The 23,617-nt window shown below is 55.1% G+C and carries 17 protein-coding genes; 7 read left to right on the top strand and 10 right to left on the bottom strand.

Translation table 11 applies throughout. The features are described 5' to 3' along the window. Window positions 1-15 precede the first annotated feature (15 nt). Both feoB and feoC read left to right on the top strand, forming a co-directional pair. Window positions 16-2,334 (top strand): Fe(2+) transporter permease subunit FeoB, encoded by a 2,319-nt coding sequence (feoB, locus tag LCD46_21195; GenBank protein ID UOY70510.1) that lies wholly within the window; start codon window positions 16-18, stop codon window positions 2,332-2,334. A gap of 10 nt (window positions 2,335-2,344) precedes the next feature. Further along, window positions 2,345-2,581, top strand: a complete 237-nt coding sequence (gene feoC, locus LCD46_21200) for a [Fe-S]-dependent transcriptional repressor FeoC (protein UOY70511.1) — start codon at window positions 2,345-2,347, stop codon at window positions 2,579-2,581. A gap of 33 nt (window positions 2,582-2,614) precedes the next feature. Here the strand turns inward: feoC and LCD46_21205 are convergent, their stop codons facing one another. Both LCD46_21205 and bioH read right to left on the bottom strand, forming a co-directional pair. Then, complete coding sequence (locus LCD46_21205) at window positions 2,615-2,884, bottom strand: DUF1471 domain-containing protein (protein UOY70512.1); 270 nt, start codon at window positions 2,882-2,884, stop codon at window positions 2,615-2,617. A gap of 111 nt (window positions 2,885-2,995) precedes the next feature. Beyond that, window positions 2,996-3,769 (bottom strand): pimeloyl-ACP methyl ester esterase BioH, encoded by a 774-nt coding sequence (gene bioH / locus LCD46_21210; GenBank protein UOY70513.1) that lies wholly within the window; start codon window positions 3,767-3,769, stop codon window positions 2,996-2,998. 37 nt (window positions 3,770-3,806) lie between these two features. Between bioH and gntX the strand changes: the two genes are divergently transcribed. The 3 genes from gntX (at window position 3,807) to gntT (ending at window position 6,751) form a co-directional block, all read left to right on the top strand. Further along, window positions 3,807-4,490 carry a DNA utilization protein GntX gene (gene gntX / locus LCD46_21215; protein UOY70514.1) on the top strand — a complete coding sequence of 228 codons (684 nt, stop codon included), beginning with the start codon at window positions 3,807-3,809 and terminating at the stop codon, window positions 4,488-4,490. Between the two features lie 61 nt (window positions 4,491-4,551). Next, window positions 4,552-5,127: a Fe-S biogenesis protein NfuA gene (gene nfuA, locus LCD46_21220; GenBank protein ID UOY70515.1), complete on the top strand. Its 576-nt coding sequence runs from the start codon at window positions 4,552-4,554 to the stop codon at window positions 5,125-5,127. 307 nt (window positions 5,128-5,434) lie between these two features. After that, window positions 5,435-6,751, top strand: a complete 1,317-nt coding sequence (gntT, locus tag LCD46_21225; protein ID UOY70516.1) for a gluconate transporter — start codon at window positions 5,435-5,437, stop codon at window positions 6,749-6,751. A 36-nt stretch (window positions 6,752-6,787) separates the two neighbouring features. Here the strand turns inward: gntT and malQ are convergent, their stop codons facing one another. Both malQ and malP read right to left on the bottom strand, forming a co-directional pair. Then, window positions 6,788-8,869, bottom strand: a complete 2,082-nt coding sequence (gene malQ / locus LCD46_21230; protein ID UOY70517.1) for a 4-alpha-glucanotransferase — start codon at window positions 8,867-8,869, stop codon at window positions 6,788-6,790. A gap of 9 nt (window positions 8,870-8,878) precedes the next feature. Then, on the bottom strand, window positions 8,879-11,272 hold the full coding sequence (gene malP / locus LCD46_21235; protein ID UOY70518.1) for a maltodextrin phosphorylase: 2,394 nt from the start codon (window positions 11,270-11,272) through the stop codon (window positions 8,879-8,881). Window positions 11,273-11,859: 587 nt separating this feature from the next. On the opposite strand from malP, the gene malT reads away from it, so the two are divergent. Continuing rightward, entirely contained in the window at window positions 11,860-14,565 is a 2,706-nt protein-coding gene (malT, locus tag LCD46_21240) for an HTH-type transcriptional regulator MalT (GenBank protein ID UOY70519.1), read from the top strand. A gap of 82 nt (window positions 14,566-14,647) precedes the next feature. Here malT and LCD46_21245 read toward each other — a convergent pair whose 3' ends face one another. From LCD46_21245 to glpE, 3 genes are read right to left on the bottom strand one after another with little or no spacing between them, the layout of a single operon-like run. Further along, the gene (locus tag LCD46_21245) at window positions 14,648-15,406 is read right to left on the bottom strand and encodes a DeoR/GlpR family transcriptional regulator (GenBank protein UOY70520.1); all 759 of its coding nucleotides are present in this window, start codon (window positions 15,404-15,406) and stop codon (window positions 14,648-14,650) included. Window positions 15,407-15,422: 16 nt separating this feature from the next. Then, on the bottom strand, window positions 15,423-16,253 hold the full coding sequence (gene glpG, locus LCD46_21250; GenBank protein ID UOY70521.1) for a rhomboid family intramembrane serine protease GlpG: 831 nt from the start codon (window positions 16,251-16,253) through the stop codon (window positions 15,423-15,425). 47 nt (window positions 16,254-16,300) lie between these two features. Further along, complete coding sequence (gene glpE / locus LCD46_21255; GenBank protein ID UOY70522.1) at window positions 16,301-16,633, bottom strand: thiosulfate sulfurtransferase GlpE; 333 nt, start codon at window positions 16,631-16,633, stop codon at window positions 16,301-16,303. 188 nt (window positions 16,634-16,821) lie between these two features. On the opposite strand from glpE, the gene glpD reads away from it, so the two are divergent. Further along, entirely contained in the window at window positions 16,822-18,330 is a 1,509-nt protein-coding gene (gene glpD, locus LCD46_21260; GenBank protein ID UOY70523.1) for a glycerol-3-phosphate dehydrogenase, read from the top strand. Between the two features lie 88 nt (window positions 18,331-18,418). On the opposite strand, the gene glgP is transcribed toward glpD, so the two are convergent. Genes glgP through glgC form a run of 3 tightly spaced genes read right to left on the bottom strand, consistent with a single transcriptional unit; the run spans window position 18,419 to window position 23,613 of the window. Then, the gene (gene glgP / locus LCD46_21265; GenBank protein UOY70524.1) at window positions 18,419-20,866 is read right to left on the bottom strand and encodes a glycogen phosphorylase; all 2,448 of its coding nucleotides are present in this window, start codon (window positions 20,864-20,866) and stop codon (window positions 18,419-18,421) included. A gap of 18 nt (window positions 20,867-20,884) precedes the next feature. Further along, window positions 20,885-22,318, bottom strand: coding sequence for a glycogen synthase GlgA (gene glgA / locus LCD46_21270; GenBank protein UOY70525.1), 1,434 nt, complete (start codon window positions 22,316-22,318; stop codon window positions 20,885-20,887). Beyond that, the gene (gene glgC, locus LCD46_21275; protein ID UOY70526.1) at window positions 22,318-23,613 is read right to left on the bottom strand and encodes a glucose-1-phosphate adenylyltransferase; all 1,296 of its coding nucleotides are present in this window, start codon (window positions 23,611-23,613) and stop codon (window positions 22,318-22,320) included. Before glgC ends, glgA begins: the two co-directional genes overlap by 1 nt. Window positions 23,614-23,617 lie beyond the last annotated feature (4 nt).

Consider the following 23,617-nt stretch of genomic DNA (forward strand, 5'->3'; position numbering starts at 1 on the left):
AGTGAGTCTACTAAAATGAAAAAATTAACTATTGGCTTAATTGGTAATCCAAATTCCGGCAAGACCACGTTATTTAACCAGTTAACCGGAGCGCGTCAGCGCGTGGGTAACTGGGCAGGTGTGACGGTTGAGCGTAAAGAAGGCCAGTTCACGACGACAGACAACCAGGTGACGCTGGTTGACCTTCCCGGCACCTACTCCTTAACCACCATTTCGTCGCAAACCTCGCTCGATGAGCAAATTGCCTGCCACTATATTCTTGGCGGCGACGCGGATCTCCTGATCAACGTGGTCGACGCTTCCAATCTTGAGCGTAACCTCTATCTGACGCTGCAACTGCTGGAACTGGGTATTCCCTGCATCGTGGCGCTTAACATGCTCGACATTGCCGAGAAACAGAAGCTGCGCATCGACGTCGATGCTCTCTCAGCGCGCCTGGGTTGCCCGGTGGTTCCGCTGGTGTCGACGCGTGCTCGCGGCATTGATGCGCTGAAGCTGGCGATTGACCGTCATACGGGGAATCGCGACGTTGAGCTGGTGCATTACGCGCAACCACTTCTGCGCGAAGCTGGTCTTCTGGCAGAGGAAATGGACAAAAGCATGCCCGAAAAACAGCGTTTGTGGCTCGGCCTGCAGATGCTGGAAGGGGATATCTACAGCCGTGCATACGCCGGGCATGCGGCAGATAAACTGGATGTCACAATCGCCCGTCTTAGCGACGAGCTGGATGACCCGGCCCTGCACATCGCCGATGCACGTTACCAGGCAATTGCCTCAATTTGCGACGTTGTCAGTAACGCCCTTACGGCGGAACCGAGCCGTTTTACCGCTGCGGTAGACAAGATTGTGCTTAACCGTTTCCTGGGTTTGCCGATCTTCCTGCTGGTGATGTACGTAATGTTCCTGCTCGCCATTAACATCGGTGGCGCGCTGCAGCCTATTTTCGATGCGGGTTCCGTCGCGGTCTTCGTACACGGTATTCAGTGGGTGGGTTACACCCTGCACTTCCCGGAATGGCTAACCATTTTCCTTGCCCAGGGGATCGGTGGCGGTATCAATACCGTTCTGCCACTGGTGCCGCAAATTGGCATGATGTATCTGTTCCTCTCCTTCCTGGAGGATTCCGGTTACATGGCGCGCGCCGCGTTCGTGATGGATCGTCTGATGCAGGCGCTGGGTCTGCCGGGTAAATCCTTCGTCCCGCTGATTGTTGGCTTCGGCTGTAACGTACCCTCGGTGATGGGCGCACGTACCCTGGATGCACCGCGTGAACGTCTGATGACCATCATGATGGCGCCGTTTATGTCCTGCGGTGCCCGTCTGGCCATCTTTGCGGTTTTTGCGGCAGCCTTCTTTGGCCAACAGGGCGCGCTGGCGGTCTTTTCGCTGTATGTGCTGGGTATCGTGATGGCGATCCTCACCGGTCTGATGCTGAAGCACACCATCATGCGCGGTGAAGCGTCGCCGTTTGTGATGGAGCTGCCGGTGTATCACGTGCCGCATCTAAAAAGCCTGGCGATCCAGACCTGGCAGCGCCTGAAAGGCTTTGTGCTGCGCGCCGGTAAGGTAATTGTCATCGTCAGCATTTTCCTGAGCGCGTTGAACAGCTTCACCCTCAGCGGGCAGGCGGCAGATAACATCAACGATTCTGCTCTTGCCTCCGTCAGCCGCGTCATCACGCCAGTCTTCAAACCGATTGGCGTGCATGAGGATAACTGGCAGGCGACGGTTGGCCTGTTCACGGGTGCGATGGCAAAAGAGGTGGTTGTCGGCACCCTGAACACGCTTTACACCGCTGAGAACATTCAGGAGCAGGAATTTAATCCGGCAGAGTTTCACCTCGGTAACGAACTGTTGGGTGCAGTAGAGGAAACCTGGCAGAGCCTGAAAGACACCTTCAGCCTGAGCGTGCTGGCAAACCCTATTGAAGCCAGCAAAGGCGACGGTGAAATGGCGACGGGGGCTATGGGCGTGATGAGTGAGAAGTTTGGCAGCGAGTCTGCAGCTTACAGCTACCTCATCTTTGTCCTGCTCTATATTCCGTGCATCTCCGTGATGGGGGCGATTTCCCGTGAGTCCAGCCGTGGCTGGATGGGATTCTCCATTCTGTGGGGGTTAAACATTGCTTACTCGCTGGCGACGCTCTTTTACCAGGCCGTTAACTTTAGCCAGCACCCGCGTTATAGCCTGGTCTGTATTCTGGCAGTTGTCCTCTTTAACGTGTTAGTTATCAGTCTGCTACGCCGGGCACGCAGCCGCGTCGATATCGACCTGCTGGCAAACCGTAAAACCGCCGCCACTTGTTGCAGCAGCCCGGCGGGTGACTGTCACTAAGGAGTAAGCCATGGCATCGTTGATTCAGGTTCGTGATCTGCTGGCATTACAAGGGCGGATGGAGGCGAAACAGCTGAGCCTCAGCCTGCATACGCCGCAGCCGATGATCGATGCCATGCTGGAAAGACTGGAAGCCATGGGGAAAGCCGTGCGGATTCAGGAAGACGCGGACGGCTGTCTCTCCGGCAGTTGTAAACGCTGCCCGGAAGGTAAAGCCTGCCTCAAGGAGTGGTGGGCTTTGCGTTAATAAAGCCGGGCAGAGATGCCCGGCTTTATCGTATTACTTATACACTTCCGCCGTTGCGCGCACGTTTTTTGTATCTTTATTCGCACTGGTTACCACATAATACTTCCCGCCCAGTTCATCCGCTTTCTTCGACAACTCTCTGCGAGCGTCCATCGGCGCGGTGGTGTCAGACGTAGAAATCTCACCAATTTTGGTCAGATTCATCCCGGCAACTTTATCTTTTTCCAGCTCTTTTGCCGCAAAGACGCCAAATGAAAGTGACCCAATAACCAGAGAAGTGACAATACCTGTAACAAGTTTCATAGCCTGACTCTCCTTAGGATTGTTGTTTTGATTGTCGTAGGCAGAACCACCGCAACGACCTCTGGAGTATGGTTGCGGTGTATCACTTTTTCCAGGCTGGATAGAAATTAATCAGTCTAAACGTTGACTTAACGCAATGAGCGCTGCACAAAACTCCGCCGGATGAGAGATAAACGGGGCATGGGCCGCTTTGGCAATGATCTGCGATTCACTTTCCGGCCAGAGCGAATCCAGCAATGGAACCACTTTCCGCGGCACCAGTCCGTCGAGGTAGCCATAGATACGCAGATGCGGCATCGTCAGCGCAGACAGCGGTTCACGCAGATCAACCGTTTTCAGGATCTCAAGACCACCGTTAAGCACCGCCACGTCCGGCATCGGCAGGGAAAGCACGGTCTGCTTCAATGCTCTCGCATCCTGACGTGCGGTTTCGGTCCCCATCGTTTGCAATGCGAGGAACCGTTCAACGGTCCGCTGAAAATCTTCACTCAGCTGTTGCTGGAAGCCCGCCAGCACATCCGGTTTTATACCCGGCCACGACGCTTGTGCACTAAAGCATGGCGACGAGGCCACGGTCACCAGCGCGCTCACGCGTTCTGGTCGGGAGAGCGCAATCTGGCTTGCCACCAGCCCGCCCAGGCTCCAGCCCAGCCAGATAGCGTTTTGTGGCGCGGCGGCCAGAACCTGCTGCGCCATCTCATCAAGCGACATAGGGCCAAAACCACGGCTGCGACCAAAACCCGGTAAGTCCACCAGATGCAGCGTGAAATGCGAGGCCAGTTCCTCGTTTATGCAATTCCATACTTCCGCATTCAGGCCCCATCCGTGCAGCAGCACAAGATGGCAATTTCCTGTCCCTACAGTCTGCCACCACAGCGTCTTCATCAGTTACTGTTCTCTTTATTTCACATGGAGGTTGCACATGCTAACAGTGCCCGGCTTGTGCTGGCTATGCCAAATGCCACTTGCACTCAGTGGGTGGGGGATCTGTTCCGTCTGTACGCGGTCGCTGGAAGGACGTCTCACGGTCTGCCCACAATGTGGTTTACCGGCCACGAGCCGACATATACCCTGCGGACGCTGCCTGAAAAAATCCCCGCCCTGGAGCGCGCTGGTGGCGGTGGATGATTATGTTCCACCGTTGAGCAGGCTCATTCACGCCCTGAAGTTTTCCGGTCAGAGTTCGCTGGCGCAACCTCTCGCCCGCCTGTTATTGCTGGCGGTGTTACAGGCTCGTCGTAGCCGCACCCTGCCGAAAATCGACAGGGTGGTGAATGTCCCCTTATACCGACGCCGACACTGGCGGCGCGGCCACAACCAGAGTGACCTGCTATGTCGCCCACTCGCCCGCTGGCTCGGCTGTGAGTATGATGCCGCCGCGATCACGCGTGTCCATGCCACCGCCATCCAGCATCAGCTCAACGCCCGGCTTCGCAAAAAAAACCTCAAAAATGCCTTTCGCCTTGAATTAGCGGTCAAAGGCCTCCATATCGCGATTGTGGATGATGTCGTCACCACAGGCAGTACCGTTGCTGAACTTTCCCGACTGCTTTTGCGAAGCGGCGCCGCGTCGGTTCAGGTATGGTGTCTGTGCCGTACCTTGTAGCCCTTCTTCAATGGGCGTATGATTATACCCAGGTAATTTAGTCAACTATTAGGCCAAAGCTATGATCCGTATTTCCGATTCTGCACAAGCGCACTTTGCCAAACTGCTGGCAAATCAGGAAGAAGGGACGCAGATCCGCGTGTTTGTGATCAATCCAGGCACTCCGAATGCAGAATGTGGTGTCTCTTATTGTCCGCCGGATGCGGTAGAAGCAACTGACACAGCCCTTAAATTTGAACAGCTCACCGCCTACGTTGATGAGCTGAGCGCACCGTATCTTGAAGATGCGGAGATCGACTTCGTCACCGACCAGCTGGGTTCTCAGCTGACCCTGAAAGCGCCAAACGCGAAAATGCGTAAAGTGGCAGACGATGCACCGCTGATGGAGCGCGTAGAGTGTCTTCTGCAGTCCCAGATCAACCCACAGCTGGCGGGCCACGGTGGTCGTGTTTCCCTGATGGAAATCACCGACGAAGGCTTCGCCATTCTGCAGTTTGGCGGCGGCTGTAACGGGTGTTCCATGGTCGATGTGACCCTGAAAGAAGGGATCGAAAAGCAGCTGCTGAACGAATTCCCGGAACTGAAAGGCGTGCGTGATCTGACCGAACACCAGCGCGGCGAGCACTCTTACTACTGATTCAGTGCCCGTCTTAATCGCCCGGTGGCGCTGTGCTTACCGGGCCTCGCTTCTCCCCCTTCATTCCCTCCATATGTTGACCTGCGTCTCATAATTCAAATTTAGCCTCCCAGGGTGATTCTCAATCACATCATGTTACCCGTATCATTCTCATGGGCACTAAGCACTCTCATAACAGCCGACTAAACTTATTGGTTTCCAAGGTATCAGTACTAGTGCCGTAATCACTCTGTTCCCAGTTGGGACAATCGGAATTTGTCGTTGAAACAATGACGTTACCCATAACAATTCAAAGGCCAGGTAAATCATGCCATTAGTCATCGTTGCTATCGGTGTTGTGTTATTACTGCTCTTGATGATCCGTTTCAAAATGAACGGATTTATCGCTCTGGTTCTGGTGGCACTTGCAGTCGGTCTGATGCAAGGGATGCCGCTGGTGAAAGTCATCAGCTCAATTAAAGCCGGTGTCGGCGGGACGCTCGGCAGCCTGGCGTTGATCATGGGCTTCGGTGCCATGCTCGGCAAAATGCTGGCGGACTGCGGTGGTGCTCAACGTATTGCCACCACGCTCATTGCCAAATTTGGTAAGAAGAACATCCAGTGGGCGGTGGTATTAACCGGTTTTACCGTCGGTTTCGCGCTGTTCTATGAAGTAGGCTTTGTGCTGATGCTGCCACTGGTGTTCACCATTGCGGCGGCGGCAAACATCCCTCTGCTGTATGTCGGTGTACCAATGGCCGCAGCGCTGTCCGTGACGCATGGCTTCCTGCCACCGCACCCGGGTCCAACCGCTATCGCGACCATCTTCCACGCCGATATGGGTAAAACGCTGCTGTTCGGCACCATTCTCGCTATCCCAACAGTGATCCTGGCAGGCCCGGTGTATGCCCGTTTCCTGAAAGGCATTGATAAGCCAATCCCGGAAGGTCTATACAGCGCAAAAACCTTCACCGAAGAAGAGATGCCTGGCTTTGGCGTCAGCGTCTGGACCTCTCTGGTGCCGGTTATCCTGATGGCGATGCGTGCCGTGGCAGAGATGATCCTGCCGAAAGGTCACCCGTTCCTGTCCGTTGCGGAGTTCCTGGGCGACCCGGTGATGGCAACCCTGATTGCGGTATTGATCGCGATGTTCACCTTTGGTCTGAACCGTGGTCGTTCAATGGATCAGATCAACGACACGCTGACCTCCTCCATCAAAATCATTGCCATGATGCTCCTGATCATCGGCGGTGGCGGTGCGTTCAAGCAGGTACTGGTCGACAGCGGCGTGGATAAATACATCGCGGCCATGATGCATGAAACTAACGTGTCACCGCTCCTGATGGCCTGGTCTATCGCCGCGGTTCTGCGTATTGCACTCGGTTCTGCGACCGTGGCCGCCATCACCGCCGGTGGTATCGTTGCGCCGCTGATTGCCACGACAGGTGTTAGCCCTGAGCTGATGGTTATCGCAGTCGGTTCCGGTAGCGTGATTTTCTCTCACGTAAACGATCCGGGCTTCTGGCTGTTCAAGGAGTACTTCAACCTGACTATCGGTGAAACCATCAAGTCCTGGTCTGCGCTGGAAACCATTATTTCAGTGTGCGGTCTGGTCGGGGTTCTGCTGTTGAATATGGTTATCTGATGTAAAAAAAGAACCCGCCAACTGGCGGGTTCTTTTTTATTTCTTCTTCACTACTGCTCTTCTGCGCTTATCCAAATCCTTAATCAGCTTGTTCACCCCATCATCGGCAAACATCTTCTCAAGACTCACGGACAACTTGCGACGCCAGTTCTTGTACTGATAGCTGGTTCCCGGAATGTTCACCGGCCCGGCCATATCAATCCAGTCTTCCGGTTGCAGACCCAGCAGGGCACTGTTGCTGTCAGCAATATAGCGCTGCAAGCCACGGTTGAGCGTCGGGGTCATCGCCATCAGCGACGCCTTATGCCCGGCACGTTTCGGCAGACAGCCATGCTTATGCAAGGCATCCAGCAAGCCCTGCTTCGCCAGCTCACGATCCTGATACAGACCGCGTAACACCTCTTCATCAGGATACAGCCCCAGCGTTTTACCGAGCGTCAGATCACCGCTTTCCCAATAGCCACGCAGCGTAGGAAGATCATGCGTCGTCGCGACTGCCATTGACTGTTCAGGGTACGCTTTCGGCGCGCGGAAGGTTTTCTCATGGTCGTTTTCAAAATAGAGCACTTTATAGGAATACACACCGCTATCACGCAGTTTACTGACAATCTCCACTGGCACAGTACCCAGATCTTCACCGATCACCATGCACTGATGGCGCTTACTTTCCAGCGCCAGGATCGACAGCAGATCGTCAACCGGATACTGTACATACGCCCCGTGGTCCGCCGTTTCACCGTATGGGATCCACCACAGACGCAGCACGGACATCACATGGTCGATACGCAGCGCCCCGCAGTTCTGCATGTTAGCGCGCAGCAGGTCGATAAACGGCTCGTAAGCACGCGCCGCCATCACGTGCGGATCCATCGGCGGTAAGCCCCAGTTCTGACCGAGCGGGCCAAGGATATCCGGTGGCGCCCCCACAGAGGCTTTCAGGCAGTAAAGTTCACGGTCACACCAGGTTTCCGCCCCGCCTTCAGCCACACCCACGGCCAGGTCACGATACAGGCCGATCGGCATCTTGTAGCCCTGGCTTACCTGCCAGCAGGCAGCAAACTGGCTGTACGCCAGCCACTGCAGCCACAGGTAGAAATCCACCTCGTCAGCATGCTTCTTACAGAACGCTTTCACTTCCGGGGTATCAACAGATTGATACGCTTGCGGCCATACCGGCCAGCCCCAGCGCATTTCATCCTCTTTCACCTGGTATGCGTGCAATGCGTCAAATGCCGCCTGCCAGTAAAGGCTTTCGCCCTCCTGGGTAACAAACTGACGAAAAGCCGCCATCTGCTCATCATCGCGCCGGGCAAAACCTTTCCACGCCAGGCGTAAAGCCGCCATCTTCAGCGAGGTAACCGTAGAGTAATCAACCCATTCCGCGTCACGAGCCTGTTTCAGCATCTGCTGGGTGGTCGGAAGTTTCCACCATGCCTGCGCTTCTTTGCTGTTTTTGAAGTCATCTAACGCGTTAACGTCGATATAGATGACGTTCAGCCAGCGACGGGACGACGGGCTATACGGACTGGCGCTCTCCGGGTTGGCCGGATAGAGCGCGTGAATAGGGTTAAGACCAATAAATGCGCCGCCGCGCTCCCCCACCGATGCCAGCATTTTTTTCAGGTCGCCAAAATCACCGATGCCCCAGTTGCTGTCGGAACGCAACGTGTAGAGCTGCACGCAGGCACCCCACAGCTTTTTACCTTCAAGCAACGCCTGCGGTTCATAGCAACGTTTTGGCGCCACAATCACCCGACAAGGGTATCGCTGGTCGTCCTGGGTGAGCGTTAAGGTGTGATAGCCCTCCGGCAGTTTTGCCGGAAGGTTTAGCATTTTGCCGCCGGTGGCGTGACCTTTGTGCTGATGCCCCTCTTCGGTGGTAAGCAGCCAGCTAAACTCGCCCTGCCCCTCCACCGCCAGAGGCATCTTTTTGCCTGCGGTGAATACCTTCACATTCGGCACCGGCGCAACCGACGCTTTCGCGTCGGTTTTGTGCATGGCATCCAGCAAACGTCTTTTGGTGTCTGCGCCAATAGACTGCGGTTTGCCGTGAGCATTAATGTAACTGAGGCTGATCCCCGCCGCCTGCGCGGCGCTGTCCAGACGTTTACTCTCCATCGCGCTTCCTTAGCGTTTTGCCTGCCAGATACGGGCCTGATAATCACGAATTGAGCGGTCAGAGCTGAACATACCGCAGCGGGCGGTATTCAGAATGCACGCCCGGATCCAGGCTTCCTGGTCGCGATACAGAACATCAACCTGTTTTTGTGCGTCGACATAGGCTGTGAAGTCCGCCATCACCAGATACGGGTCACCGCCATGCTTGTCCATGCTGTGCAGCATCTGGTCAAACGCGTGCTTGTCGCCGTCGCTGTATTTACCGCTTTCCAGTTCCTTCAGCACCGCATCAAGCACTTTGTCTTTCTTACGCCATTTCACCGGGTCATAGCCTTTGGCCTTGATGGCTTTCACCTCTTCCACGGTATGACCGAAAATGAAGATATTCTCTTCACCCACTTTCTCGGCGATTTCGACGTTTGCACCGTCCAGTGTGCCAACCGTCAGCGCGCCGTTAAGCGCCAGCTTCATGTTGCCGGTACCGGATGCTTCTTTACCTGCCGTAGAAATCTGCTCGGAGATATCTGCCGCCGGGATCAGCATTTCAGCCGCCGAGACACAATAATCCGGCAGGAACACCACTTTCAGCTTGTCGCCGACTTTCGGATCGTTGTTGATGACTTCAGCAACTTTGTTGATTGCCAGAATGATGTTTTTCGCCAGGTAGTAGCCCGGTGCCGCTTTCGCACCGAACAGGAACACGCGTGGTACGCGGTCAGCCTGCGGGTTCTCGCGGATCTCTTTGTACAGCGCCAGAATGTGCAGCAGATTCAGGTGCTGACGTTTGTACTCGTGCAGGCGTTTGATCTGAATGTCAAAAATGGCATTCGGGTTGATCTCAATTCCGGTACGCGCTTTGACAAACGCTGCCAGGCGAACTTTGTTTTCCCGCTTGATCGCACGGTACTGCTCGCGGAATTTCGCGTCGTCGGCGTATTTTTCCAGGTTGATGAGCTGGTCCAGATCGTTGGCCCACTCTTTCTTCAGGGTTTTGTCCAGCAGCCCTGCCAGCAGTGGGTTGCACTGCTTGATCCAGCGACGCGGCGTGATGCCGTTTGTCACGTTGTGGAATTTGGTCGGCCACAGCTGGTGATATTCCGGGAACAGATCTTTTACCACCAGATCCGAGTGCAGCGCTGCCACACCGTTTACGGCAAAGCCGCTTACCACGCACATGTTCGCCATGCGCACCTGTTTGTCATGAACCACTGCCAGCTTCGCCCAGACTTCTTTGTCGCCAGGCCAGGTCTTTTTCACCAGCACTTTAAAGTTGTCGTTAATCTTGTTGATGATCTGCATATGACGCGGCAGCAGTGTTTTCACCAGCTTCTCGTCCCAGCACTCCAGCGCTTCTGGCATCAGGGTGTGGTTGGTGTAAGCGAAGGTACGGCTGGTAATCGCCCAGGCGTCATCCCAGCTCAGCTGATGCTCGTCGATCAGCACGCGCAGCAGTTCCGGGATTGCGATCGTCGGGTGTGTGTCATTGAGCTGAATCACTTCGAAATCAGGCAGCTGCGCCAGCTTGCGGCCCTCCAGATGATGACGACGCAGGATATCCGCCACGGAACAGGCACACTGGAAGTACTGCTGCATCAGACGCAGTTTTTTACCCGCCAGATGGTTGTCGTTCGGGTAGAGGACTTTTGTCAGTTTTTCGGCGTCGATACCTTGCTGTTCAGCACGCAGGAAATCGCCGTCGTTGAATTTGGTCAGGTTGAACGGATGCGCGTGCTTCGCCTGCCACAGACGCAGAGGCTGCGCCACGCCGTTACGGTAACCCAGCACCGGCAGGTCCCAGGCTTCGCCAGTAATGGTGAATGCCGGTTCCCAGAGACCTTGCTTCGTCACTTTCCCGCCAATCCCGACCTGCACATCCAGCTGCGCGTTGTGGCGGAACCACGGGTAAGTATTGCGGTGCCAGTCGTCCGGCGCTTCCATCTGATGACCATCGGCAAATGACTGACGGAACAGGCCGTACTGGTAGTTGAGACCATAGCCAATTGCTGACTGGCCAACGGTCGCCATGGAGTCAAGGAAGCAGGCAGCCAGACGTCCCAGTCCACCGTTACCCAGCGCGGGGTCAATCTCTTCTTCAAGCAGGTCGGTCAGATTAATGTCATGCTCTTTGAGCACATCACCAACGTCCTGATACCAGCCAAGGTTCAGCAGGTTGTTGCCCGTCAGACGGCCAATCAGGAATTCCATCGAGATGTAGTTCACGTGTCGCTGGTTTTTCACCGGCTTTGCCAAAGGCTGAGCATCCAGCTGTTCCGCGAGCGCACCACTCACCGCCTGCCACCACTGGTGAGGCGTCATTTCGTTTGCCGCATGAAGGCCAAAACGCTGCCACTGACGCGTCAGGGCAGCCTGGAATTGAGCTTTGTTGAAGGTAGGCTGTGACATAGGGGATCGGCATCCTTTAGAAAGAAAACACAAGTTGGCGCTAGTGTGCCTGGCTCATTTCACCTCTTCCTCCTCCTGTGGGGGATTAGACAGGGATGAGTAGCGGGGATGAGCATGAAAATGTGATCGAGGCCACTCTCAGAGCATAGTTCGAGTGTGCCCTGAAGATAAAAAAGTAACCGGGGAGAATGTCAAAGAAATGAAATGCAGTTTCGGGGGTTAATTAAACCCCTCTGAAATGATTACTTACGTAGAATAATATTTCTGCAATCGGGTAATAACTAAGGAGATTATTAATCACTTATAATTTTACCCGAACTTTATTACATTTGACGTCACTATCCCTTTCTGAAACCAGTTTCAGCGCAGCCGTACCAGAACCATACAAGCCAGCATTGACGCGGTGTTAAAGCCCATTCCAGAAAGTTCCATCATCTGTCTGAATGTTTTGTGACAGAGTGCAAATTCAGAGCCACCAAATCCAGACATAACTTGCAATAGTTCTCTTTCTGGCCGACCTTATATCGTATTAATTACGAAGCGCAAAAAAAATAAAATCTCTCGTTCCCCACAGTGAAGTGAAACCTATGTTGATTCCGTCTAAATTAAGTCGCCCGGTTCGCCTTGACCATACAGTGGTCCGCGAGCGCCTGTTGGCTAAACTTTCCGGCGCGCATAATTTCCGACTGGCGCTGGTTACGAGCCCTGCAGGCTATGGAAAAACAACGCTCATTTCGCAATGGGCCGCAGGTAAGAGCGATCTTGGCTGGTACTCCCTTGATGAGGGCGATAACCAGCAAGAGCGTTTTGCCAGCTATTTGATTGCCGCTATTCAACAGGCCACCAATGGACACTGCGTCGCCAGTGAAGTGATGGTGCAAAAGCGCCAGTACGCCAGCATGTCCTCCCTTTTCTCTCAGCTATTTATTGAACTGGCCGAATGGCATCGCCCGCTGTATGTGGTGATTGATGATTACCATCTCATCACTAACCCGGTAATTCATGAGTCGATGCGTTTCTTCCTGCGCCATCAACCGGAAAACCTGACCCTGGTGGTACTGTCACGCAACCTGCCGCAGTTGGGTATTGCCAACCTGCGCGTGCGCGATCAACTTCTGGAAGTGGGCAGCCAGCAGCTGGCTTTTACTCATCAGGAAGCGAAACAGTTCTTTGACTGCCGTCTGACCTCCCCCATTGAGGCATCAGAAAGCAGCCGGATGTGTGACGATGTCGCAGGCTGGGCCACTGCACTGCAGTTAATTGCCCTCTCTGCCCGGCAAAACAACAGCCCGGCGCATCAGTCAGCGCGTCGACTGGCAGGGATCAATGCCAGCCATCTTTCTGATTATCTTGTGGATGAGGTGCTGGACAGCGTCGATCCGTCTACCCGTAACTTCCTGCTGAAAAGCTCCCTGCTGCGTTCCATGAACGACGCGCTGATTGTGCGCGTGACGGGCTGCGAAAACGGCCAGCTACAGCTTGAAGAAATTGAACGTCAGGGCCTGTTCCTGACGCGTATGGACGATCCCGGCGAATGGTTCAGCTACCATCCGCTGTTTGGCAGTTTCCTGCGCCAGCGTTGCCAGTGGGAGCTTGCGGTTGAACTGCCGGAAATTCATCGCGCTGCCGCCGAAAGCTGGATGGCACAAGGCTTCCCGAGCGAGGCGATCCATCATGCGCTGGCCGCAGGTGATGCCAACATGCTGCGTGATATTCTCCTCAACCATGCGTGGGGCTTGTTCAACCACAGCGAGCTGACGCTGCTTGAAGAGTCTCTCAAAGCGCTGCCGTGGGAAAGTCTGCTGGAGAACCCGCGTCTGGTGTTGCTGCAGGCCTGGCTGATGCAGAGCCAACATCGCTATAGCGAAGTGAATACCCTGCTGGCACGTGCGGAGCAGGAGATGGAAAGCAACATGGACACGCCCCTGCACGGTGAATTTAACGCCCTGCGGGCCCAGGTGGCGATTAACGACGGCGACCCGGATGAAGCCGAACGCCTGGCGATGGTCGCACTGGATGAACTGCCGCTGGCCAACTTCTACAGCCGGATCGTTGCCACGTCGGTACACGGTGAAGTGCTGCACTGCAAAGGCGAGCTGACGCGCTCCCTTTCGCTGATGCAGCAAACTGAACAAATGGCACGGCGCCATGATGTCTGGCACTACGCGTTGTGGAGCCTGATCCAGCAAAGCGAAATTCTGTTCGCTCAGGGGTTCCTGCAGGCTGCCTGGGAAAATCAGGAAAAAGCCTTCCAGCTGATTCGGGAACAGCATCTGGAACAGTTGCCGATGCACGAGTTCCTGTTGCGTATTCGCGCTCAGCTCCTGTGGGCATGGTCACGTCTGGATGAAGCTGAAAGTTGCGCCCGCCAGGGTGTGGACGTGCTTTCTGGCTTCCAGCCGCAGCTACAGTTGCAGTGTCTGGCGCTGCTGGTGCAGTGTTCGCTGGCGCGTGGCGATCTCGATAACGCCCGTAATCATCTTAACCGTCTCGAAAACCTGCTGGGCAACGGTCAGTATCATAGCGACTGGGTATCGAACGCCGATAAGGTCCGGGTGATTTACTGGCAAATGACAGGCGATAAAAAATCCGCCGCCAACTGGCTGCGTCAGACGCCAAAACCGGAATTTGCTAACAACCACTTCCTGCAGAGCCAGTGGCGCAACATTGCCCGCGCGCAGATCCTGCTCGGTGAATTAGAGCCCGCGGAGATTGTGCTGGAAGAGCTGAACGAGAACGCGCGCGGCCTGCGTCTGATGAGCGATCTGAACCGCAACCTGCTGCTGCAAAACCAGCTCTACTGGCAGGCGGGTCGTAAAAATGATGCTCAGCGTGTACTGCTGGAAGCGCTGCAACTCGCGAACCGCACCGGGTTTATCAGCCACTTTGTGATTGAAGGTGAAGTGATGGCGCAGCAGCTGCGTCAGTTGATTCAGCTTAATACGCTGCCGGAACTCGATCAGCATCGCGCTCAACGTATTCTGCGTGAAATCAACCAGCACCATCGCCATAAGTTTGCGCATTTCGATGAGAACTTTGTCGAACGTCTGTTGAACCACCCGGAAGTACCGGAGCTTATCCGCACCAGCCCGCTCACCCAGCGTGAATGGCAGGTACTGGGGCTGATCTACTCCGGCTACAGCAATGAACAAATTGCGGGTGAACTGGCGGTGGCGGCGACCACCATCAAAACGCATATCCGCAACCTGTATCAAAAGCTGGGCGTGGCGCATCGTCAGGATGCGGTGCAGCATGCGCAGCGATTGTTGAAGATGATGGGGTACGGAGTGTAATTCATTGCCCGGCGGCGCTACGCTTGCACGGGCCTACGGAGTTTTGTAGGTCGGGTAAGCGCAGCGCCACCCGACACAATTCCTAGCACAATTCCAGCTGCAAATTATTATCTTTAATCACCTGCATCACGCCCGCTGGCGGCATCACGTCTGTATACACCGCATCCACCATGCTGATGCTGCCCATGTTTACCATCGCATTACGGCCAAACTTCGAATGGTCTACCACCAGCATCACATGACGTGAGTTTTCAATAATCGCGCGCTTGGTACGCACCTCGTGATAATCAAACTCCAGCAGCGAGCCGTCGCTGTCGATGCCGCTGATCCCGAGAATGCCAAAATCGAGGCGGAACTGAGAGATAAAGTCGAGGGTCGCTTCGCCGATAATCCCGCCGTCGCGGCTGCGCAGTTCGCCGCCCGCGAGAATAATGCGGAAATCGTCTTTCTGCATCAGGGTGTTGGCGACGTTCAGGTTGTTGGTGACCACGCGCAGGTTCTCATGATCCAGCAGCGCATGGGCGACCGCTTCCGGCGTGGTGCCGATATCAATAAACAGCGTCGCCCCGTTAGGGATCTGGCTGGCGACCTTACGGGCAATGCGTTCTTTCTCTGCCGTCTGCGTGGCTTTACGATCGTGCCAGGAGGTGTTGACCGAGCTGGACGGCAGCGCCGCCCCGCCGTGGTGGCGCAGAATACGGTTCTGATCGGCCAGATCGTTCAGGTCACGACGGATGGTTTGCGGGCTGACGGCAAACTGCTCAACCAGCTCTTCAGTACTGACGTATCCCTGTTTTTTTACCAGTTCGATAATGGCGTCATGACGTTGTGTTTGTTTCATCAATTATCCCTGAGAATTATGTTCGTTTTCGCGCATGGAGCGTGTCGGCAAAGGCCATTGCCAACCCGACAACCAGGCCAGTGACGTGTGCACCATTGGCGATAGACATACCAAACAGATCAAACCATCCGGCAATTAGCCATATTAACGCAAAGGTTATGAGCCCGCGTTGCAAATAGATGCCGCTTTCCGGGTCGCGCTCCCCGCGAAGCCAGACGTAGCCCATCAGGGCGTATACCACGCCAGACAGCCCACCGAACCACGGACCGCTGAATTTATGCTGCACATAGCCGCTCAGCAGGGCGCTAATAATGGTGATAACGATCAGCTTGCCGCTGCCGAGCCGCTTCTCAACGATACCGCCGAGATACCACCACCACAGCAGGTTAAAGAGGATGTGCATCACCGAGAAGTGCATCAGCGCGTGGGTAAAGTAGCGCCAGACATCAAACTCCAGAGAAGGGTCGTACGGCCACGCCAGAGCGATCATCACGCTCTGGTCACCCACCACGTTCATAATGATAAAGACGACAATACAGGCCGCCATCAGCAGTAGCGTAAACGGCCCAGCACGTTCACGCACGGTGGCAAAGAAAGGAAAACGACGATAATGCAACCCACTGCCCGTCTGGCCAGATTGCCAGCTGGCAGCCAGATAGCGCGGGTCGCCGGGGTTCTCAAGAAAACGCGCCAGCTCCTCGTTTACCCGCCCTGCCTGGCTCTCGTCGGCCAGCCAGACATCGGTCTGAGTATGTTGCTGGATGGTCAGAATAACACCCTGCGTCGCCATGTAGTCGACAAACGCCTGGGCGACACGCGGGTTGGTAAAAGAGGTGATCATCAACATGGGTAGCGGTCGCTTATTTCCACACAAAAGGGGACAGTATAGCGGGATCAGCGCTCAAACGCGTACTCAACTTCTGCCGGGAAATGGCGATGCCAGGCATCGAATCCGCCGTCGACGCTGTATACCGCATCATAACCCTGCTGAAGCAGGTACTGCGCCGCACCTTTACTGCTGTTGCCGTGGTAGCACATGACCATCACCGGTGTGTCGAAGTCGTTATCGCGCATAAACGCGCCCAGCGTGTCGTTGGTAAGGTGGAACGCGCCCGGCGTGTGGCCCATCGCAAAACTCTGCGGATCGCGGATGTCCACCAGCACCGCCGTTCCCTGGTGCATTTTCTGATGGGCTTCTTCTACGTTAATACATTCAAACTGATCCATGGTGTTCTCTTTACATTGGTCAACGGCACTATTTTACCCCGTAGTGTACGTCCTGGCGGCGGGTAAACGCCATTATGTTATCCATATCACTCTAAATTGTTTTTTTGATGTTACCAAAAGCGCGTTCCTTTGCTATTATGAGCGATATCGAACATTTCTGAGCTTTAACGAAAGTGCATGAGGGTGTTATGGAAACCAAAGATCTGATTGTGATAGGCGGTGGCATCAACGGTGCCGGTATTGCGGTCGATGCCGCAGGACGCGGATTATCCGTACTGATGCTGGAAGCTAACGATCTCGCCTGCGCGACGTCGTCCGCCAGCTCCAAACTGATTCACGGTGGCCTGCGCTACCTGGAACACTACGAATTCCGCCTGGTCAGCGAAGCGCTGGCTGAACGTGAAGTATTGTTGAAAATGGCACCGCATCTGGCGATTCCGATGCGTTTCCGTCTGCCCCATCGCCCGCATCTGCGTCCGGCCTGGATGATCCGAATCGGTCTGTTTATGTACGATCACCTGGGTAAACGCACCAGTCTGCCGGGTTCGAACGGTTTGCGTTTTGGTTCAGAATCGGTCCTTAAACCTGAAATCGTGCGCGGATTCGAATATTCCGACTGCTGGGTGGACGATGCGCGTCTGGTTCTGGCGAACGCACAGATGGTGGTGAAGAAAGGCGGCGAGGTGAAAACCCGCACCCGCGCGACCTCTGCTCGTCGTGAAAACGGTCTGTGGATTGTCGACGCGGAAGACATCGATACCGGCGAGAAATTCAGCTGGAAAGCACGCGGCCTGGTCAACGCCACCGGTCCGTGGGTGAAACAGTTCTTTGACGAAGGCATGCACCTACCTTCACCGTACGGTATTCGCCTGATCAAAGGCAGCCATATTGTGGTGCCGCGCGTACATACTCAGAAGCAGGCTTATATTCTGCAGAACGAAGATAAACGCATCGTGTTTGTGATCCCGTGGATGGACGAGTTTTCGATTATCGGCACCACCGACGTGGAGTACAAAGGCGATCCGAAAAACGTTGAGATCGACGAGAGCGAGGTCAACTACCTGCTGAAAGTGTATAACGCGCACTTTAAGAAACAGCTGTCTCGTAATGATGTGGTCTGGACTTACTCCGGCGTGCGTCCGCTGTGCGATGACGAATCGGATTCACCGCAGGCCATCACCCGCGACTATACGCTTGATATTCACGACGTAGATGGGCAGGCACCGCTGCTGTCGGTGTTTGGCGGCAAACTCACCACTTATCGTAAGCTGGCCGAGCACGCGCTGGAAAAACTGGTGCCGTACTATAAAGGCATTGGTCCGGCATGGACCAAAGGTGCCGTGCTCCCTGGCGGAGATATCGGGGATAACCGCGATGATTATGCCGCGAAGCTGCGTCGCCGCTATCCGTTCATCACCGAAGGGATGGCACGCCATTATGCCCGTACTTACGGTAGCAACACGGAGTGGATCCTGGGTGAAGCCAAAGAGATTGCCGATCTGGGCGAACATTTCGGCCATGAACTGTACGAAGCCGAGTTGCGTTATCTGGTTGAACACGAGTGGGTGCGCCGCCTGGATGACGCCATCTGGCGTCGTACTAAAGAAGGGATGTGGCTGGATGCCGAGCAGCAGTCTCGCGTGGCGCAGTGGTTACTGCAAAATGCGGGGAAGCGTGAGCTGTCGCTAGCGTCCTGATGTGAAAAAATGCCCGGTGGGGCTACGCTTACCGGGCCTACGGGATCAAGTAGGCCGGGTAAGGCGAAGCCGCCACCCGGCTTTGTTTTTACAACCTCACCGGATCAATATGCCAGATCGTCTCGGCATACTCTTTGATGGTCCTGTCTGACGAGAAATACCCCATATTGGCGATGTTGTGCATCGCGGCAATGGTCCATTTCTCCTGCTGCCGGTACAGTTCGTCTACTTTATCCTGACAATCCACGTAGCTGCGATAATCCGCCAGCACCTGATAGTGATCGCCAAAGTTAATCAGCGAATCTACCAGGTCACGATAGCGGCCAGGCTCGTCAGGGCTAAACACGCCGGTGGCGATTTGCGTCAATACCTGGCGTAGCTCTTCATCCTCTTCGTAATATTTACGCGGCGAGTAACCCTGCTTACGCAGCGCTTCGACCTCTTCCGTTGTGTTACCGAAGATAAAGATGTTATCTGCACCGACATGCTCCAGCATCTCGACATTCGCCCCGTCCAGCGTACCAATGGTCAGCGCGCCGTTAAGGGCAAACTTCATGTTACTGGTACCGGACGCTTCGGTACCTGCCGTGGAAATCTGCTCAGAGAGATCCGCCGCCGGGATGATCAGCTGCGCCAGACTGACGCTGTAGTTCGGGATGAACACCACCTTCAGCTTGTCACCAATTTCCGGATCCAGGTTGACCACCTTCGCCACATCATTGATGAGGTGAATGATATGCTTGGCCATGTAGTAGGCGGAAGCCGCCTTGCCGGCAAAGATCTTCACCCGTGGCACCCACTCAGCCGTAGGGTCGGCCTTGATGCGGTTGTAATGGGTGATCACATGCAGCACGTTCATGAGCTGACGTTTGTACTCATGGATGCGCTTGATCTGCACATCGAACAGCGCTTTCGGGTTGGCGACTACGTTCAGGTGTAGTGCAAGATATACTGACAAACGCTTTTTGTTCAGCAGCTTGGCTTCACGCACGGCTTTGTTGACCGTCGGGAAATCAATGTGCTGTTCCAGCTCGCTCAGCTGGCTCAAATCGGTACGCCAGGTGCGACCGATATTCTCATCCAGCACCTCAGAGAGCGGCTGATTGGCCAGCGCCAGCCAGCGTCGTGGCGTCACGCCGTTGGTCACATTGCAAAAACGTGTCGGGAAGATCTTCGCGAAGTCAGCAAACAGCGACTGCACCATCAGGTTTGAGTGCAACTCGGACACTCCGTTAACCTTGTGGCTGATCACCACCGCCAGCCAGGCCATGCGCACACGGCGGCCGTTCGACTCATCAATGATCGACGTACGACTCAGCAGGCCGGTATCGTTCGGGTACTGCTCCTGCAACGTCTTGAGGAAGTAATCGTTAATCTCAAAGATGATCTGCAGATGGCGCGGCAGGATTTTGCCGAGCATATCCACCGGCCAGGTTTCCAGCGCTTCGCTCATCAGCGTGTGGTTGGTGTATGAGAACACCTGACAGGTCACTTCAAACGCATCATCCCAGCTGAACTTATGTTCGTCGATCAGCAGGCGCATCAGCTCAGGAATGGAGAGCACCGGGTGGGTGTCGTTGAGGTGAATCGCGGTTTTCTCCGCCAGGTTGGCGTAGGTTTTGTGCAGCTGGTAGTGACGGCTCAGGATATCCTGAATCGTCGAGGACACCAGGAAATACTCCTGGCGCAGGCGCAGCTCACGCCCGGAGTAGGTTGAGTCATCCGGGTAAAGGACACGGGACACGTTCTCGGAGTGGTTTTTATCTTCCACCGCCGCGAAGTAGTCACCCTGGTTGAATTTACCGAGGTTAATTTCGCTACTGGCCTGGGCGCTCCACAGGCGCAGCGTGTTGGTGGCGTCAGTGTCGTAGCCCGGGATGATCTGGTCATAGGCCACGGCCAGGATCTCTTCGGTTTCCACCCAGCGGGATTTTTTCCCTTCCTGTTGGATACGTCCACCGAAGCGCACTTTGTAGCGCGTATTGTGACGCTTGAACTCCCAGGGGTTGCCATATTCCAGCCAGTAGTCCGGCGACTCTTTCTGACGTCCGTCGACGATGTTCTGTTTGAACATGCCGTAGTCATAGCGAATACCGTAACCACGACCCGGCAGCGCCAGAGTCGCCAGCGAATCCAGGAAGCAGGCTGCAAGGCGTCCCAGGCCGCCGTTACCGAGACCCGGGTCATTCTCTTCGTCAATCAGTTCTTCTAAATCTAACCCCATCTCTTCCAGGGCGTTTTTGACGTCGTCATAAATACCGAGCGACAACAGCGCATTGGAAAGTGTGCGGCCAATCAAAAATTCCATCGACAGGTAATAAACCTGACGCGTTTCCTGTGAGAGCTGGGCACGGTTGGAGCGCAGCCAACGTTCAACTAAACGGTCACGCACGGCAAACAGGGTGGCGTTCAGCCACTCGTGTTTGTTCGCGATGACCGGATCTTTCCCGATGGTAAACATCAGCTTGTAGGCGATAGAGTGCTTTAACGCCTCAACGCTGAGTGTGGGTGAAGAGTAGCTAAAAGGTGCATTCATATCAGTGACTCCGCCTTGTTACATCAAGCGTTGATAAAGATCGCGGTATGACTGCGCCGCAACGTGCCAGCTAAAGTCCATGCTCATCGCCTGGCGCTGAACATAACGCCACAAGGAAGGCCGGGACCATAAAACAAAAGCACGCCGAATCGCCCGTAACAACGACCAGGCATTACTGTCTTCAAACACAAACCCGCTGGCGATACCGTCCGCCAGGTTTTCCAGAGAGCTGTCGGAAACCGTGTCAGCCAGCCCACCCGTGCGACGCACCAGCGGTAACGTGCCGTATTTCAGGCCGTAGAGTTGCGTCAGGCCGCAGGGTTCGAAACGGCTTGGCACCAGGATGACGTCCGCGCCGCCCATAATGCGGTGCGAAAACGCCTCGTGATAGCCAATCTGCACCCCAACCTGACCGGGATGTTCCGCCGCCGCAGCCAGAAAACCTTCCTGCAATACCGGGTCGCCCGCGCCGAGCAGAGCCAGTTGCCCTCCCTGTTCCAGTAAACCAGGCAGCGCTTCCAGCACCAGATCCAGCCCTTTCTGGCTGGTCAGACGGCTGACCACGGCGAACAACGGGACTTTGTCGTTCACCTTCAGACCCATGGCAATTTGCAGCTGGCGCTTGTTTTCGGCTTTGTCCTCGACCGAATCACGGCCATAGCGCGACGCCAGCAGGAGATCGGTTTCCGGGCTCCAGATCTTTTCATCCACACCGTTCAAAATACCCGACAGGCGCCCTTCACGATGCCGCTGTCGCAGTAGCCCTTCCAGACCATAACCAAACTCCGGCTGGGTAATTTCCCGGGCGTAAGTCGGGCTCACGGCGGTAATATGATCGGCATAGTAAAGCCCGGCTTTCAGGAACGAGATCTGCCCGTTAAACTCCAGCCCGTGCATGTTATAGAACGACAATGGCAGATCGATTTCATGCATGTGATGGGCATAGTACATCCCCTGATATGCCAGGTTATGCACGGTAAAGACTGACCTGGCCGGGTGGCCGCGCGCGGCCAGATACGCCGGGGCAAGCCCGGCGTGCCAGTCGTGCGCGTGCACCACATCCGGACGCCAGAACGGATCCAGCCCCGTCGCCATTTCTGCACCGACCCAGCCGAGCAACGCAAAGCGCAGTACGTTGTCCGGGTAAGCAAACAGGTTGGTGTCGTGATACGGACTCCCGGGCCTGTCGTATAAGTGCGGCGCGTCAATCAGGTAGATCCCAACGCCGTTGTAATGTCCAAACAGCAGGGTGATGCGCCCGGCAAAAGTCTCACGACGCGTCACCACTTTTGCATCAGGAATACCACGCCGGATATCCGGAAATGCGGGCAGCAGGACTCGGGTATCCACCCCTCCGGCGATTTGCGCCGCCGGTAATGCACCAAGAACATCCGCCAGGCCGCCCGTTTTTAACAACGGGAACATCTCAGAACATACGTGTAAAACCTGCATCATCGCTCCTGTTTGATCTGCAGCTTCCGCAACATTTCCCGTGTTACTAACACGATTCCCTCTTCCGAACGGTAGAAGCGACGCGCGTCTTCTTCCGCATTTTCACCAATGACCATCCCCTCAGGAATGACACAGGCGCGGTCGATAACGCAACGACGCAGGCGACACGAACGTCCTACCCAGACATCCGGCAATAAGACTGCCGAATCAATATTACAGAATGAATTTATCCGCACGCGGGGGAACAGCACTGACTGCACCACCACCGACCCTGAAATAATGCATCCGCCAGAGACCAGCGAGTTCAGTGTCATACCGTGGCTACCTGAACGGTCCTGAACGAATTTGGCTGGCGGCAGCGATTCCATATGAGTACGAATCGGCCAGTTCTGATCGTACATATCCAGCTCAGGGGTCACCGAAGCCAGGTCGAGGTTCGCCTTCCAGTACGCCTCCAGCGTTCCCACATCGCGCCAGTAAGGTTCCGCATTTGGGTCGGATTGCACGCAGGACAACGGGAAGGGATGTGCATACGCCATGCCAGCTTGCGTAATTTTCGGGATGATATCTTTGCCAAAGTCATGGCTGGAGTTTTCGTCTTTGTCGTCTTCTTCGAGCAGTTCATAAAGGTAATCTGCATCAAAGACATAGATCCCCATACTGGCGAGTGACTTCGTATCATCTCCCGGCATGGTCGGTGGGTTTGCAGGTTTTTCGACGAAGTCGATAATTTTGTCGTCCGCATCCACGTGCATTACGCCAAATGCCGTCGCTTCAGCAACGGGCACCGGCAAACACGCCACGGTGCAACGCGCCCCTTTTTCGACATGGTCGATGAGCATGTGGGAGTAGTCTTGCTTGTAAATATGATCCCCGGCGAGGATCACGATGTATTCCGCGTTATAACGACGAATGATATCAAGGTTTTGCGTCACCGCATCCGCCGTGCCCCGGTACCAGTTTTCGCCGTGAACGCGCTGCTGGGCCGGAAGAAGATCGACAAACTCATTCATCTCTTCGCTGAAGAAGGACCAGCCACGCTGGATATGCTGCACCAGCGTGTGTGATTGATACTGCGTAATGACGCCAATGCGGCGGATGCCAGAGTTGAGGCAATTGGAGAGTGCGAAATCAATGATACGGAACTTACCACCAAAGTGAACAGCCGGCTTGGCGCGTTTGATGGTCAAATCTTTCAGACGGGTACCACGCCCACCAGCGAGTATCAGGGCAACCGTTTTTAATGGTAGCTGGCGTGCCAACATTAAGGGATCGTTCTTCTCTAATCTAACCATGACT

The organism is Enterobacter ludwigii, assembly GCA_023023105.1.
In the GTDB taxonomy this organism is placed as follows: Bacteria; Pseudomonadota; Gammaproteobacteria; order Enterobacterales; family Enterobacteriaceae; genus Enterobacter; species Enterobacter adelaidei.

Coding starts and splice junctions, on each gene's coding strand:
- feoB (UOY70510.1), top strand. CDS start 16: ATGAAAAAATTAACTATTGGCTTAATTGGTAATCCAAATTCCGGCAAG.
- feoC (UOY70511.1), top strand. CDS start 2,345: ATGGCATCGTTGATTCAGGTTCGTGATCTGCTGGCATTACAAGGGCGG.
- LCD46_21205 (UOY70512.1), bottom strand. CDS start 2,884: ATGAAACTTGTTACAGGTATTGTCACTTCTCTGGTTATTGGGTCACTT.
- bioH (UOY70513.1), bottom strand. CDS start 3,769: ATGAAGACGCTGTGGTGGCAGACTGTAGGGACAGGAAATTGCCATCTT.
- gntX (UOY70514.1), top strand. CDS start 3,807: ATGCTAACAGTGCCCGGCTTGTGCTGGCTATGCCAAATGCCACTTGCA.
- nfuA (UOY70515.1), top strand. CDS start 4,552: ATGATCCGTATTTCCGATTCTGCACAAGCGCACTTTGCCAAACTGCTG.
- gntT (UOY70516.1), top strand. CDS start 5,435: ATGCCATTAGTCATCGTTGCTATCGGTGTTGTGTTATTACTGCTCTTG.
- malQ (UOY70517.1), bottom strand. CDS start 8,869: ATGGAGAGTAAACGTCTGGACAGCGCCGCGCAGGCGGCGGGGATCAGC.
- malP (UOY70518.1), bottom strand. CDS start 11,272: ATGTCACAGCCTACCTTCAACAAAGCTCAATTCCAGGCTGCCCTGACG.
- malT (UOY70519.1), top strand. CDS start 11,860: ATGTTGATTCCGTCTAAATTAAGTCGCCCGGTTCGCCTTGACCATACA.
- LCD46_21245 (UOY70520.1), bottom strand. CDS start 15,406: ATGAAACAAACACAACGTCATGACGCCATTATCGAACTGGTAAAAAAA.
- glpG (UOY70521.1), bottom strand. CDS start 16,253: ATGTTGATGATCACCTCTTTTACCAACCCGCGTGTCGCCCAGGCGTTT.
- glpE (UOY70522.1), bottom strand. CDS start 16,633: ATGGATCAGTTTGAATGTATTAACGTAGAAGAAGCCCATCAGAAAATG.
- glpD (UOY70523.1), top strand. CDS start 16,822: ATGGAAACCAAAGATCTGATTGTGATAGGCGGTGGCATCAACGGTGCC.
- glgP (UOY70524.1), bottom strand. CDS start 20,866: ATGAATGCACCTTTTAGCTACTCTTCACCCACACTCAGCGTTGAGGCG.
- glgA (UOY70525.1), bottom strand. CDS start 22,318: ATGCAGGTTTTACACGTATGTTCTGAGATGTTCCCGTTGTTAAAAACG.
- glgC (UOY70526.1), bottom strand. CDS start 23,613: ATGGTTAGATTAGAGAAGAACGATCCCTTAATGTTGGCACGCCAGCTA.